This is a genomic window from Pseudomonas sp. B21-031, from assembly GCF_024748985.1.
Classification (GTDB): Bacteria; Pseudomonadota; Gammaproteobacteria; order Pseudomonadales; family Pseudomonadaceae; genus Aquipseudomonas; species Aquipseudomonas kermanshahensis.
The window spans coordinates 5,171,025-5,185,063 of sequence record NZ_CP087181.1; the positions used below are offsets into that span (position 1 = coordinate 5,171,025).

Annotated in this window: 12 protein-coding genes; 6 read left to right on the plus strand and 6 right to left on the minus strand. The window is 61.0% G+C overall.

Features of this window, described 5'->3' with window-relative positions; all coding sequences use genetic code 11:
• Window positions 1-116: 116 nt before the first annotated feature.
• The 5 genes from pgi to LOY53_RS23145 all read left to right on the plus strand — a co-directional run bounded on the left by pgi (window position 117) and on the right by LOY53_RS23145 (window position 8,261).
• The gene (gene pgi / locus LOY53_RS23125) at window positions 117-1,781 is read left to right on the plus strand and encodes a glucose-6-phosphate isomerase (RefSeq protein WP_252825892.1); all 1,665 of its coding nucleotides are present in this window, start codon (window positions 117-119) and stop codon (window positions 1,779-1,781) included.
• 131 nt (window positions 1,782-1,912) lie between these two features.
• Window positions 1,913-2,275 carry a hypothetical protein gene (locus LOY53_RS23130; RefSeq protein WP_252825893.1) on the plus strand — a complete coding sequence of 121 codons (363 nt, stop codon included), beginning with the start codon at window positions 1,913-1,915 and terminating at the stop codon, window positions 2,273-2,275.
• A gap of 131 nt (window positions 2,276-2,406) precedes the next feature.
• Window positions 2,407-4,341 carry an acetate--CoA ligase gene (gene acs, locus LOY53_RS23135; protein WP_252825894.1) on the plus strand — a complete coding sequence of 645 codons (1,935 nt, stop codon included), beginning with the start codon at window positions 2,407-2,409 and terminating at the stop codon, window positions 4,339-4,341.
• Between the two features lie 41 nt (window positions 4,342-4,382).
• Window positions 4,383-5,252 carry an oxygenase MpaB family protein gene (locus tag LOY53_RS23140; RefSeq protein ID WP_099455344.1) on the plus strand — a complete coding sequence of 290 codons (870 nt, stop codon included), beginning with the start codon at window positions 4,383-4,385 and terminating at the stop codon, window positions 5,250-5,252.
• 78 nt (window positions 5,253-5,330) lie between these two features.
• Entirely contained in the window at window positions 5,331-8,261 is a 2,931-nt protein-coding gene (locus tag LOY53_RS23145; protein ID WP_252825895.1) for a DUF748 domain-containing protein, read from the plus strand.
• Between the two features lie 129 nt (window positions 8,262-8,390).
• Here the strand turns inward: LOY53_RS23145 and LOY53_RS23150 are convergent, their stop codons facing one another.
• Window positions 8,391-8,804 (minus strand): VOC family protein, encoded by a 414-nt coding sequence (locus LOY53_RS23150; RefSeq protein ID WP_027595018.1) that lies wholly within the window; start codon window positions 8,802-8,804, stop codon window positions 8,391-8,393.
• Window positions 8,805-8,864: 60 nt separating this feature from the next.
• On the opposite strand from LOY53_RS23150, the gene LOY53_RS23155 reads away from it, so the two are divergent.
• On the plus strand, window positions 8,865-9,167 hold the full coding sequence (locus LOY53_RS23155) for a putative quinol monooxygenase (RefSeq protein ID WP_027595019.1): 303 nt from the start codon (window positions 8,865-8,867) through the stop codon (window positions 9,165-9,167).
• Between the two features lie 80 nt (window positions 9,168-9,247).
• Here the strand turns inward: LOY53_RS23155 and LOY53_RS23160 are convergent, their stop codons facing one another.
• From LOY53_RS23160 to rbfA, 5 genes are all read right to left on the minus strand, one after another.
• Window positions 9,248-9,598 (minus strand): BON domain-containing protein, encoded by a 351-nt coding sequence (locus LOY53_RS23160; protein WP_012274238.1) that lies wholly within the window; start codon window positions 9,596-9,598, stop codon window positions 9,248-9,250.
• Between the two features lie 263 nt (window positions 9,599-9,861).
• Window positions 9,862-11,967 carry a polyribonucleotide nucleotidyltransferase gene (gene pnp / locus LOY53_RS23165; RefSeq protein WP_027595020.1) on the minus strand — a complete coding sequence of 702 codons (2,106 nt, stop codon included), beginning with the start codon at window positions 11,965-11,967 and terminating at the stop codon, window positions 9,862-9,864.
• A gap of 247 nt (window positions 11,968-12,214) precedes the next feature.
• On the minus strand, window positions 12,215-12,484 hold the full coding sequence (gene rpsO / locus LOY53_RS23170; protein WP_012274241.1) for a 30S ribosomal protein S15: 270 nt from the start codon (window positions 12,482-12,484) through the stop codon (window positions 12,215-12,217).
• Between the two features lie 147 nt (window positions 12,485-12,631).
• Entirely contained in the window at window positions 12,632-13,549 is a 918-nt protein-coding gene (gene truB / locus LOY53_RS23175; RefSeq protein WP_027595021.1) for a tRNA pseudouridine(55) synthase TruB, read from the minus strand.
• A gap of 3 nt (window positions 13,550-13,552) precedes the next feature.
• Window positions 13,553-13,951 carry a 30S ribosome-binding factor RbfA gene (gene rbfA / locus LOY53_RS23180; protein WP_027595022.1) on the minus strand — a complete coding sequence of 133 codons (399 nt, stop codon included), beginning with the start codon at window positions 13,949-13,951 and terminating at the stop codon, window positions 13,553-13,555.
• Between the last annotated feature and the right edge of the window lie 88 nt (window positions 13,952-14,039).

Here is a 14,039-nt window from a genome sequence, read left to right on the forward strand (position 1 = left end):
TCATAACCGCTCACGCCCCCATTCCCCCCGCGCCGCCAATGCCTATAATGACTGCCTGCAACTGACAGCCGTGGCCAATGTCCAAGGCCTCACAACGCACCAAGGAACCCTGAGCAATGGCGTATTACCGTACTCCCCATGATGTGACGGCCCTGCCCGCCTGGCAGGCGCTCCAGCAACACCGCGACGCCATGCAAGACTTCAGCATGCGTGAAGCCTTCGCCGCCGATGCCAAGCGTTTTGATCAGTTCTCCCTGAGCAGCTGCGGCCTGTTCCTCGACTACTCGAAAAACCTGATCACCGAGCAAAGCCGTGACCTGCTGGTGAACCTGGCCAATGAAGTCGGCCTGCAGGATGCGATCAAGTCGATGTTCAGCGGCGAGATCATCAACGCTTCCGAAGGCCGTCCGGTGCTGCACACCGCCCTGCGCCGCCCGGTGGGCGACAAGCTCAGCGTCAACGGCGTCAACGTGATGCCGGACGTGCACAAGGTGCTCAACCAGATCACCGAGCTGGTCGGGCGCATCCACGATGGCCTGTGGCGCGGTTACAGCGAAAAGCCGATCACCGACGTGGTCAACATCGGCATCGGCGGCTCGTTCCTCGGCCCGGAACTGGTCTCCGAAGCACTGCTGCCCTACGCACAACGCGGCGTACGCTGCCATTACCTGGCGAACATCGACGGCAGTGAGTTCCACGAACTGTCGGCCAACCTGCGCGCCGAAACCACCCTGTTCATTGTTTCGTCGAAGTCGTTCAACACCCTCGAAACACTGAAGAATGCCATGGCTGCGCGCACCTGGTACCTGGCCCAAGGCGGCTCGGAAGCAGAGCTGTATCGCCACTTCATCGCCGTTTCAAGCAACAAGGCCGCCGCGGTCGCCTTCGGTATCCGTGAAGAGAACATCTTCCCGATGTGGGACTGGGTGGGTGGGCGTTATTCGCTGTGGTCAGCCATCGGCCTGCCGATCGCCCTGGCCATCGGCACCGCCAACTTCAAGGAGCTGTTGTCTGGCGCCTACACCATGGACCAGCACTTCCAGACCGCGCCGTTCGACAAGAACATGCCGGTGCTGCTGGCCCTGCTGGGCGTCTGGTATGGCAACTTCTGGGGCGCCCGCAGCCACGCGATCCTGCCGTACGACCACTACCTGCGCAACATCACCAAGCACTTGCAACAGCTGGACATGGAGTCGAACGGCAAGAGCGTGCTGCAGGACGGCACGCCGGTGCATACCGAAACTGGCCCGGTGATCTGGGGTGGCGTGGGCTGTAACGGCCAGCACGCCTACCACCAGTTGCTGCACCAGGGTACCCACCTTATTCCTGCTGACTTCATCGTGCCGGTGGTGAGCTTCAACCCGGTGGCCGACCACCATCAGTGGCTGTACGCCAACTGCCTGTCGCAGAGCCAGGCGCTGATGCTCGGCAAAACCCGCGATGAAGCCGAGACCGAGTTGCGCGCCAAAGGCCTGAACGAAGCCGACATCGAGAAGCTGGCCCCGCACAAGGTGATCCCGGGCAACCGCCCGAGCAACACCCTGGTGGTCGAACGCATCAGCCCACGCCGCTTGGGAGCGCTGGTGGCGATGTATGAGCACAAGGTCTTCGTGCAGAGCGTGATCTGGGGCATCAACGCCTTCGACCAATGGGGTGTGGAGCTGGGCAAAGAGCTGGGCAAAGGTGTCTACCAGCGCCTTGTCGGCAGCCAGGAAGACAGCGCCGAAGATGGCTCTACCCAGGGCCTGATCAACTACTTCCGCGGCCGTCACCGCGGTTGATGACACAGGGGCCGCTCAGCGGCCCTTACCCCACAGAAACCCATCACGCCTTCTCATTCACGGCCTGGCACATACGGTTACATCTTGCTAAGGTGCGCCACTTCAACAAATCCGAGTATGAGAGGGATCTTATGGACAGGCTGAAGGCCACGATCTTTGGCAGCATGAAATCAGGCTATTACTTCCGTCAACTGGTGTTCGGCGCCATCATCGGCGCGATTTTCATCAGCGGCAAAGTCAACGCCTCGCCCGATCTGCCCGTTGGCGAAATCAGCATGGCGGTGATCAGCACGCTGCTGTATCCCTTCGCGCGCTTCGTTTACGAAAGCATCGTCGGCTTCATCATGGGCAACAACCTGTTCGTCGTGCCCGCGCTGCTTATGCTGCTGGTCAAGGTCATCACCATGTTCATGTGCTGGTTCTTGGCCATCTTCATCGCGCCAATCGGGCTCGGTTACATTTATTGGAAGGTCGGTCGCCCGTCCGCCAACTGACCCCCACAAAGGGCTCACCGTCATGGTGAGCCCTTTGTCTTTCTCATCCAGACGAACCCCGCCTGACTACACTTGTCCATCGAATAGCCGTTGCAGTCCATCGCCCCCGACAAGCGCAAGGACCACCCGCCATGTTCGATATCCGCGACTACCCCCAGGCCCTGGCCGTCAGCCAGTCCGCCGCCCTCACTGACGACGATTACCGCCGCCTCTACCGCCAATCGGTGGAAGACCCCGACACCTTCTGGGCCGAACAGGCCAAACGCCTGGACTGGATCAAACCCTGGTCGAGCGTACAACAGTGCGACCTGAAAACCGGCCAGGCACGCTGGTTCGACGGTGGCCAGTTGAACGTGAGCTACAACTGCATCGATCGCCATCTGGCCACGCGCGGTGAACAGACCGCCCTGCTCTGGGAGGGCGACGACCCGCAAGACGCCAAAGCCATCACCTACCGCGAACTGCACCGCCAGGTCTGCCGCTTGGCCAACGCCCTGAAGGCACGCGGCGTGAAAAAAGGCGACCGGGTGTGTATCTACATGCCGATGATTCCCGAGGCCGCCTTCGCCATGCTCGCCTGCACCCGGCTGGGCGCCGTGCACTCGGTGGTGTTCGGCGGCTTCTCGCCCGATGCCCTGCGTGACCGCATCCTCGATGCCGACTGCCGTACCGTGATCACCGCCGATGAAGGCATCCGCGGTGGCAAGCGTATTCCACTGAAGGTGAACGTCGACAAGGCCCTGGCCAATTGCCCGAATGTCAGCAGCGTATTCGTCGTCCGGCGGACGGGGGGTGATGTGGCCTGGAGCGAGGGCCGCGACCTCTGGTATCACCAGGTGACGGAACACGCTGGCGACGACTGCCCACCTGAACCGATGGCGGCCGAAGACCCACTGTTCATCCTCTACACCTCCGGCAGCACCGGCAAACCCAAGGGCGTCCTGCACACCACTGCCGGCTACCTGCTGCAGGCCACCATGACCTTCAAGGTGGTGTTCGATTACCGCGAGGGCGAAGTGTTCTGGTGCACCGCCGATGTAGGCTGGGTCACCGGCCACAGCTACATCGTCTATGGCCCGCTGGCCAATGGCGCGATTTCGCTGATGTTTGAAGGGGTACCCAATTACCCCGACACCTCGCGCTTCTGGCAGGTGGTCGACAAGCATCAGGTCAACATCTTCTACACCGCGCCAACGGCCTTGCGCGCCCTGATGCGCGAAGGCTCCGGGCCGCTCCAGAGCACCTCGCGCAAAAGCCTGCGCCTGCTCGGCAGCGTCGGCGAACCGATCAACCCGGAAGCGTGGGAATGGTACTTCGAGGAAGTCGGCCAGAAGCGTTGCCCGATCGTCGATACCTGGTGGCAGACCGAAACCGGCGGCATCATGCTCACGCCCCTGCCCAGCACGCAACGGCTCAAACCAGGCTGCGCGACCCAACCCATGTTCGGCGTACAGCCGGTGTTGCTGGACGAAAAAGGCACCCCCATTGAAGGCCCTGGGGCTGGCGTGCTGGCCATCAAAGCCAGCTGGCCCGGGCAGATTCGCAGCGTTTATGGTGACCACCAGCGCATGGTCGAAACCTACTTCAAACCCATGCCCGGCTACTACTTCACCGGCGACGGCGCACGCCGCGATGCCGACGGCGACTACTGGATCACCGGGCGCATCGACGACGTGATCAACGTCTCCGGCCACCGCATCGGCACCGCCGAAGTGGAAAGCGCGCTGGTGTTGCACGACAGCGTCGCCGAGGCCGCAGTGGTCGGCTACCCCCATGACCTCAAGGGCCAGGGCGTGTATGCCTTTGTCACTCCCATGAACGGCGTCGACCCAAGCGACGCGCTCAAGGCCGAACTGCTGGCCTTGGTCAGCAAGGAAATCGGCAGCTTCGCCAAACCGGAACTGATCCAGTGGGCACCGGCGCTGCCCAAAACCCGCTCGGGCAAGATCATGCGGCGTATACTGCGCAAAATCGCCTGCAACGAGCTGGAAAACCTGGGCGATACCTCAACCCTGGCCGACCCAAGTGTGGTTCAGGGCTTGATCGACAAACGCCTCAACCACTAGCTGGCGGCCCCTTTCATGGCCGCCCTGAACGACAGGTCGCCATGGAAGCCCTTCGCCGCCGCATCGAAACCCAGGTCATGAGCCTTACCGGGCTGGCCCTCGGCCAGCTCGACCTGGAGTCGCCCAAGGGCGACCCTGGGCTGTTTGGCCCGCAGAGCATCAGCTGGCAGGTGCACGGCGACTTCCCGAGCATGCTGGTCGGCGGTATCAGTGCCCTCATGCTGCAACTGCTGCACCCGCTGGCGTTGGCCGGCGTGTGGGACCATTCGAACTTTCGCCAAGACCTGCTCGGCCGCTTGCGTCGCACCAGCCAGTTCATCTCCGGCACCACCTTTGGCTCGACCCGCGATGCCGAATGGCTGATCGAAAAAGTCCGCACCATCCACCTGCAAGTCACCGGCACCGCCGCCGATGGCCGCCCGTATGCCGCCAGTGATCCTGGCTTGCTGACCTGGGTGCATGTGGCCGAAGTCAGCAGCTTTCTCGCGGCCCACCTGCGTTACCGCAACCCGCACCTGCCCCGTGCCGAGCAGGATGCCTACTACAACGAGATTGCCCTGATCGCCGAACGCCTGGGGGCGCGCGATGTGCCGCGCTCCTGTCAGCAGGTCGAGGACTACCTCAGGCACATGCGCCCGCAGTTGCAGTGCGATGCCCGCAGCCATGAGGTGGTCGACATTCTGCTTGCCGCCCCGGCGCCCAGCCGCCTGGCACAACCTGTCGGCAAGCTCATGCTGAACGCCGGCATCGACCTGTTGCCCGACTGGGCCCAGGCCATGCTCGGGCTGCAGCACGGGCCATTGCAGCGGCGCCTGATCCGCCTCGGCCTGCAACGCACTGCGCCGGTTTTGCGCTGGGCCATGCGCGATGGCTCGGCGCACCGGGCGAAACGGCGCATGGGCATTGAATGAGGCGAATCGGTCGCCTCAGCGGAACTGATTTAACCTGCCATACTCCAAGCACTCCTGCTTAGACAGACGAAGCGACACATGTACAAAGGATTGATTCGCGCCCTCGGCGCCATGGTGGCTCTCGTAGCCCTCTACAGCCTGCTCGGCTTCCTCATTCTTCCCGGTGTCGCACTGCGCATTGCCAATCAGCAATTGGCGCAATATGCCACCGTGCCTGCTCACCTGCAGCGCATCGAGCTCAACCCCTTCAGCCTCGAACTGACGCTGTGGGGCCTGCAAATTGGCGAACCTGGCAAGGAACAGGTCGGCTTCGAGCGGCTCTATGCCAACCTTGCGCTCGACAGCGTGTGGAATGGCGCCTTGCACCTGACGGCGGTAGAGCTCGACAAACCGCGCAGCGAAGTGCTGTTCGCCAAGGGCGGGCAGCTCAACCTGACCCAGTTGTTCAAGCTGCCCCCCAGCGAAGCCAAGCATGAGCAGCCGCCCAGCGACCCATTCCCGCTGCGCATCGGCAGCATCAAGCTCAAGGAAGGTTACCTGCACTTCCAGGACGAGCGCCCGAGCGAGCCGATCGAGTTCCTGTATGACAACATGAACCTGGAGCTGAAAAACCTCAGCACGCTCCCGGACGACAATGCCGACATGACCCTGGTAGCGAAGGGCCCCTACGGCGGGCAGATCGACTGGAGTGGCACCCTCAGCCTGTCGCCCATTGCTTCCGAAGGCACCCTGAAGGTCACCGACGGCAAGATGAAGGCGTTCTGGCCGTATGTGCGTGACGCCGTACCCCTGGTGCTGGAAGAAGGCGTCATCAGCCTCGATACCCACTACACCTTCAACCTGTCCAAAGAGACCGAGCTGCTGCTGGACAACACCTCGGTAAAAGTGGCGCCATTCGCCATCAAGGCACCGGATGGTCGCAAACTGGTTCGCCTGGCCAACCTGGAGGTCAGCGACACCACTATCGACCTGGCCAAGCAAAAAGTCATCGTCGGCAAGGTTCGCAGCGACAAGCTCGAAACCTGGGCCGCGTTGGAAAAAGACGGCCAGCTCGACTGGCAGAAGCTGTTCGCCAGCCAACCGGCCAAGGCCACGCCGAAAGAAAAAGCCGAGCCCGCCGCCGCCGAACCTACGCCAGCAGAAAAAGCCGCCCAAGCGCCGAGCAAGCCGTGGCAAGTGCTGCTCAAGGACGTCCAGCTGCGCAACTACAACGTGCACCTGGCAGACCGTAGCCAGAAAGAACCGGTGGCACTGGATGTCGGCCCGCTCAATGTCGATCTACAAGGCTTCGACAGCCTCAACCAGTCGCCTTTCACGCTCAAACTCGACACCGGTGTGGGCAAACAAGGCAAATTGCAGGCTGCCGGCCAAGTGAATCTGGCGCCTGTCTGGGCCAAGCTGGATGTCAGCACACGTGACATCGACCTGCGTGTGGCCCAGGCCTACATCAGCCCGTTCATTCTGCTGGAGCTTCGCAGCGGCATGCTTGCCAGCGACCTCAAGGTCGACCTGAAAAGCACCGAACCACTGGCCTTCAACGTCACCGGCAAGGCCCAGGTCAACCAGTTGCATACCCTCGACACGATCAAGAGCCGCGACTTCGTGAAATGGCAGCAGGTGAACGTCGATGGCCTGTCCTATGTGCACGGTGATGCCCTGTCGATCGACAAGGTGACCTTGCTGCAGCCCTATGCCCGCTTCATCATCAACGAAGACCGCACCACCAACGTCAACGACCTGCTAATCCCGCAGCCCGCCGATGCGCCGGCTGCCAAAGCCGCGAAACCGGCCAGCAGCGACAAGCCGTTGGGCATCCATATTGGCCAGATCGACATCAATGATGGCTCGGCCAACTTCGCCGACCTGTCCCTTACGCCCAACTTCGCCACCGCCGTGCAACAGCTCAACGGCCAGATCGGCACCATCGACAACCGCAAGCCGAACCCGGCCAAGGTGGACATCAAGGGCAAGGTCGACCGCTATGCGCCGGTCACCATCAAAGGCGCGCTCAACCCATTCAACCCGCTGGCCAGCCTGGATATCGCCACCAGCTTCAAGCGGGTCGAGCTGACCACCCTGACGCCCTACTCCGGCAAGTTCGCGGGCTTCCGTATTCGCAAGGGGCGGCTCAACCTCGACCTGCATTACTTGATCACCAACGGCCAGCTCAAGGCCGAGAACAAAGTGGTGGTCGAGCAACTGCAGTTGGGCGAGAAGGTCGACAGCCCAGATGCCGTGGACCTGCCGATCCGCCTGGCGGTCGCGCTGCTCAAGGACACCGAGGGCAAGATTTCCATCGAGTTGCCGGTGACCGGTGACCTCAACAACCCGCAGTTCAGCGTCATGCCGATCGTCTGGCAAACCCTGCGCAACCTGGTGCTGCGCGCGGCCCAGGCACCCTTCAAGTTTATCGGCGGGTTGATTGCTGGCGGAGGTTCCGAAGACCTTGGCACTGTCGCGTTTGCCCCGGGCTCGAGTGAGCTGACGGGCGATGCCCAGTCCTCCCTGGACAAACTGGCCTCGGCGCTCAAAGAGCGCCCGGAACTGCGTCTGGAAATCGAAGGCACCAGTGCACAGAGCAGCGACGGCCCCCTGATCGCCCAGCAGCGCCTGGACCGCGAATACCAGGCCACCTGGTACAAGATCCTGCAACGTCGTGGCGACAAAGTGCCTGCCAATGCTTCGATGCTGGTGGTCGACGACAGCGACAAGCCGGCGATGCTCGAAGGCATCTACCGCACCCGCCTGAAGCAGCAACCACCGGCCGAGTGGGAACAGCTTGGCCGCGACGAGCGTACTGCCAAGCTGCGCGAGGCGGTGATCAAGTCCTGGGCCGAAAGTGCCGCGTTGCTACGCACGCTGGGCCAGGAGCGGGCCAGCAGCATCAAGGACTACCTGGTGGACAAAGGCAAGCTGGAAGATGACCGGGTGTACTTCATCGACACGACCCTGGGCAAGGCCGAGAGTGATGGCCGGGTAATTACACCGATGCACCTGGATGCCGAATGAGCCAGTGCTCGCCCCTTCGCGGGTAAACCCGCTCCCACAGGTGCAGCGCTATATTTGGAGGCTACACAGTTCGGATGGGAGCGGGTTCACCCGCGAAGAGGCCAGTACAGTCACCGCAAGGCCATGCATTCAAACCAGCCGCTGACCCGACACTGCCGGGTGATACAGCGGTTGCACCTTGTTCCCCGCCGGGTCCAGCAAATGGAAGCTGCGCGCCCCGTCACCGTGGTTGAACGGGCGGTCCAGCAGGGTCACCCCGTGCGCCTTGAAGTACTGGTACCAAGCCTCCAGCTCCTCCACGCTGTCAACGATGAAGCCGTAGTGATCGAGCGTCTGCAAGCCATTGGCAGCCCCTGCGCCGCGCCCCAATGACAGGTTGTCGTTACCGCAGGTCAGGTAGACCAGGTCTTCATTGGCGCGGTTGAGCACCTCCATGCCCAGCACGTCGACGTAAAAGCGCTCGCACTCCTCAAGGTTGGGTACCAACAAGGCAATGTGGCGCAAGCCGTTCAAGCGACCAGGGCGTTCAGGCAATTCAGACATTGGCGCGACTCCATTTTTGTATACAATTCAAAACGGAATGTAAAACAAAAGGAGTGCCATGTGTATAGCCTGTTTATCAAGACACGCGTGAAGCCCGGTTGCGCCGAGGCTTTTCTGACGGCCATCAAGGTCAATGCCGCTGCATCAGTGGCCAACGAGCCAGGGTGCCTGGTGTTCGACGTCTCCCAGGACCGCCTAGACCCCGAGGTCATTTACCTCTACGAGATCTACCAGGACGACGCCGCCTATGAAGCACACACCCAGACGGCACACTTTCGCGACAGCCGCCCACTGGTTGAGCCGCTGATCGCCGAGCAGGACTGCTTCGAAAGCGATGTAATCGCCCGCAACCCGGGCTTTTGAAGCAGCCAAAGAAAAGCCCCGGCAGGTTGCCGGGGCTTTTTGTGTTGGTGGCCAAATCCTTTTGGCCGACGGGACGTCCCTTATTCGGACTTCAGGCCATCAGCCGAAACGGCCTGAACACCTTTGATCTTCTTGGCGATGGCAACTGCCATCTCTTTCTGCGCGTCAGTCACTGCCACATCAGAGGACAGCGAAACGACACCTTTGTTGGTTTCAACCTTGATGTCGCTGCCAGGTACACCTTTCTCGGTCATCAGGTCAGCCTTCACCTTGGTGGTGATCCAAGTATCGGAAGTAGCTTCCTTGGCTTTGGTCACCTCACCGGCCGCCAGCGTCATAGGGGCCTGGGTGGACTGTTGGGCAAATGCCGCATTAGCCATGGTCAGGGTCAGAGCGGTAGCAGTAGCGGCAGCAATGGCGAACTTCTTCATGTGAGTCACTCCTGTTTTTCGAAAGGTCTGCGCCGTTGTTCCTGGCTGCAGGTATGAAGGTAGTTGCATGTGCTGTGCCAGCTTTTCCGCTTCGCTTAAACGCTTATAAATCAATGACTTAGCATTTTAATCCAACTGCATGAGTCGTGCATTTTGCAACCTGCGAGGTAAACCTGCGTGCAAGATGCAACTGTACAAAAGGTTCCCGTCAGGCGAAAAAAAAGAGCCCCGAAGGGCTCTTTTTTCTATTGCGCGTCAGTCGCTTAGACGCCGGAGGCCTTGGCCGCGGCAACGTCTTTGATCGACAGCTTGATACGGCCGCGGTTGTCCACGTCCAGTACCAGCACTTCGACTTCCTGACCTTCTTTCAGAATGTCGGTGACTTTCTCGACGCGAGCATCGCTCAGCATGGAGATGTGCACCAGGCCATCCTTGCCAGGCAGGATGTTGACGAAGGCACCGAAGTCAACGATGCGCTCGACCTTACCCACATAGATCTTGCCGATTTCGGCCTCGGCAGTGATGCCCAGGATGCGCTGACGGGCTGCTTCAGCTGCTTCCTTGGTTTCGCCGAAGATCTTGATCGAGCCGTCGTCTTCGATGTCGATCGAAGCCTTGGTCTCTTCGCAGATGGCACGAATGGTGGCGCCGCCTTTGCCGATGACGTCACGGATCTTGTCGGTGTCGATCTTCATCGCGATCATGGTCGGAGCGTTGGCCGACAGCTCGGTACGCGACTGGCCGATGATCTGGTTCATCTGACCGAGGATGTTCAGGCGCGCTTCCAGGGCTTGGCCCAGGGCGATTTCCATGATCTCTTCGGTGATGCCGTTGATCTTGATGTCCATCTGCAGTGCAGTAACGCCTTTGGCGGTACCGGCAACCTTGAAGTCCATGTCGCCCAGGTGATCTTCGTCACCCAGGATGTCGGTCAGGACCGCGAATTTCTCGCCTTCCTTGACCAGGCCCATGGCGATACCGGCAACCGGCGCCTTCATCGGCACACCCGCGTCCATCAGTGCCAGGGAAGCACCGCAGACCGAAGCCATCGAGCTGGAACCGTTGGACTCGGTGATTTCCGAAACCACACGGATGGTGTACGGGAACACGTCAGCGGCAGGCAGCATGGCCTGGACCGAGCGACGGGCCAGACGGCCGTGGCCAATTTCGCGACGGCCAGCACCGCCCATACGACCACACTCGCCAACCGAGAACGGCGGGAAGTTGTAGTGCAGCATGAAGGGGTCTTTCTTCTCGCCTTCGAGGGTGTCCAGCAGCTGGGCGTCACGGGCAGTACCCAGGGTCGCAACGACCAGGGCCTGGGTTTCGCCACGGGTGAACAGCGCCGAACCGTGAGTCTTCGGCAGGACGCCGACTTCGATGTTCAGCGGGCGAACGGTCTTGGTGTCACGGCCATCGATACGCGGCTTGCCGTTGACGATGTTCTCGCGAACGGTGCGGTATTCGATTTCACCGAAGATTTCTTTGACTTCGGAAGCCGATGGCTGGCCTTCTTCACCGGAGAACTTGGCGATCGCCTGATCGCGCAGCTCGCCCAGGCGCGCGTAGCGGTCGGCCTTGACGGTGATGGTGTAGCCCTGCGAAACAGCCTCGCCGAATTCAGCGCGGATGGCGTTGAACAGCTCGGTGTTGGCAACGGCAGGTTTCCAGTCCCAGGTCGGCTTGGCAGCTTCGGCGGCCAGCTCTTTGACAGCCTGGATAACAGCCTGGAATTCGTCGTGGGCGAACAGAACAGCGCCCAACATCTGGTCTTCGGTCAGCTCTTGGGCTTCCGATTCAACCATCAGAACGGCGTCGGAGGTACCGGCAACGACCATGTCCAGGCTCGAGGCAGCCAGTTGCTCGTAGGTCGGGTTCAGCAGGTAGCCGGTGCTTTCGTGGAAAGCAACGCGGGCGGCGCCGATCGGGCCTTCGAACGGAATGCCGGAGATTGCCAGGGCAGCCGAGGTACCGATCATCGCAGCGATGTCCGGGTCGGTCTTCTTGCTGGTGGAAACCACGGTGCAGACCACCTGGACTTCGTTCATGAAGCCTTCAGGGAACAGCGGACGGATCGGACGGTCGATCAGGCGCGAGGTCAGGGTCTCTTTCTCGGAAGGACGGCCTTCACGCTTGAAGAAACCACCTGGGATCTTGCCGGCGGCGTAGGTCTTTTCCTGGTAGTGGACCGACAGAGGGAAGAAACCCTTGCCTGGATCGGCTTGCTTGGCACCGACCACGGTCACCAGCACGGTAACGTCGTTGTCTACAGTGACCAGTACTGCGCCGGTGGCCTGACGGGCAATACGGCCCGTTTCGAGAGTAACGGTCGATTGACCGAACTGGAATGTCTTGATTACCGGGTTCACGGTTTCCTACCTTTTCAGTGGCTCTTGGGGGAACTGGTTTCTTGCGAATTCTTGGGCAGAACGGGGAATCGGCCCCATTGACCGTCCAGATACAACACGAGGCTGGGAGCCTGGCCGAAGCGCGGAAAACCGCACAACGTAACCAGGCTGCCAGCCTCGGAGATACGCATGGCGCGCCCAAAGACAACGCTGCCAGGCAGCGTTGCCAATGCATGAGACGCCATGCACACCACTGACCAGGCCGCTATTAGCGACGCAGGCCCAGGCGACCGATCAGGGCGCTGTAACGAGTGGTGTCTTTGCCCTTCAGGTAGTCCAGCAGCTTACGACGCTGGTTAACCATACGGATCAGGCCACGACGCGAGTGGTGGTCTTTACCGTTGGCCTTGAAGTGGCCTTGCAGCTTGTTGATGTTCGCGGTCAGCAGAGCAACCTGAACTTCCGGGCTACCAGTGTCGCCAGCTGCTTGCTGGAAGTCGGTAACGATTTGAGCTTTTTCTTCAACGCTGAGGGCCATTTGGCTTCTCCTGATAACGGATCCCGCGAACGGGGTCCAATAGGCCAGGGACAAATCCCTGTATTAATAAGAAAGGTGTGACCGTGCCTACTGACAGCCACCCTTGATTCCGTAGGGTTCGGCCGAAGCCTCGCCCTGCGGTTTCGGTCATTCCGACCGAATCAACCGACGTGGCGCAATGCGCCCGTCTTCACTCACTTCACCGATACCGATGAAGCGCGCGTTGTGATCTTGTACCCGGACCATGCCAAACTGCGGCGCATCCGGCGCGCGTACTGCCTGCCCATGCAGCCAGTAGAACGCACTGTGTTCAGACAGGCTGACCATTGGCCAGTCCTGCAACCCGCTGTCGGAAGGCATCAGGAAGCGATCAAGCGCTTCGTTGCCGCCTTCGGCATGGGCTTGTTCGAGTGCTTCGAGGGTCACCGTCTGTGCCAGTGCGAAGGGCCCGGCCTGGGTCCTACGCAACTCTGCGACATAGGCGCCACAGCCAAGGGCTTCGCCGATATCCTCAACCAAGGTGCGGATATAGGTGCCTTTGCTGCATCCTACACTGAGCCGTGCACGGGTGCCTTCGCACTCGAGCAACTCCAAGCGGTTAATAGTAACAGAACGCGCCTCGCGCTCCACTACCTCTCCAGCACGTGCCAGTTTGTACAGCGGCTGGCCATCGCGCTTGAGTGCCGAGTACATCGGCGGTATCTGGCTGATCGGGCCGCGAAAACGTGGCAGCAGGGCCTCGATGTCGGCACGACCAACGGTCACCTCACGGGTCTGCAAAACCTCGCCTTCAGCATCGGCAGTGTTGGTAGTCTGCCCCATCTGCATGACGGTTTCGTAGCCCTTGTCGGAATCGAGCAAGTACTGCGAAAACTTGGTCGCTTCGCCGAAGCACAGTGGCAGCACGCCGGTGGCCAACGGATCGAGGCTGCCAGTGTGGCCAGCCTTCTCCGCATTGAGCAACCAGCGGACCTTCTGCAATGCCGCGTTGGAGGTAAAGCCGAGCGGCTTGTCGAGCAGGATGATGCCGCTGACGTTGCGGCGAATACGTTTGACCTGGGCCACCGCTTACTCCTTGGTGTCCAGCTCGTCGGTATCCTTGTGCAAGCGGTCTTCGGCCACTGCACGCTCGATCAGCGCCGACAGGTGTACACCGCGGCTGACGCTTTCATCGAAGTGGAAATGCAGCTGGGGGACGCTGCGCAGCTGCATCGAACGCCCCAGGTGCAGACGCAGGAAGCTGGCAGCGCTGTTCAGCGCCTTCAGCGACTGCTTCACGGCGTCTGGCGTTTCCTCGCCCATGACGGTGATGTACACCTTGGCATGGCCCAGGTCGCGGCTGACGTCCACGGCAGTGATGGTCACCAGACCCACACGTGGGTCCTTGACTTCGCGGCGGATCAGTTCAGCCAGCTCGCGCTGCATCTGATCGCCGATACGTTGGGTACGGCTATATTCTTTGGCCATTCTTGCTACCTGTAACTTAAAGCGGCAAACGCCCGGTCAGGCTGATGCCTGACCGGGCGCTACCTATAAAGGCGCCGCCAACCGCCCT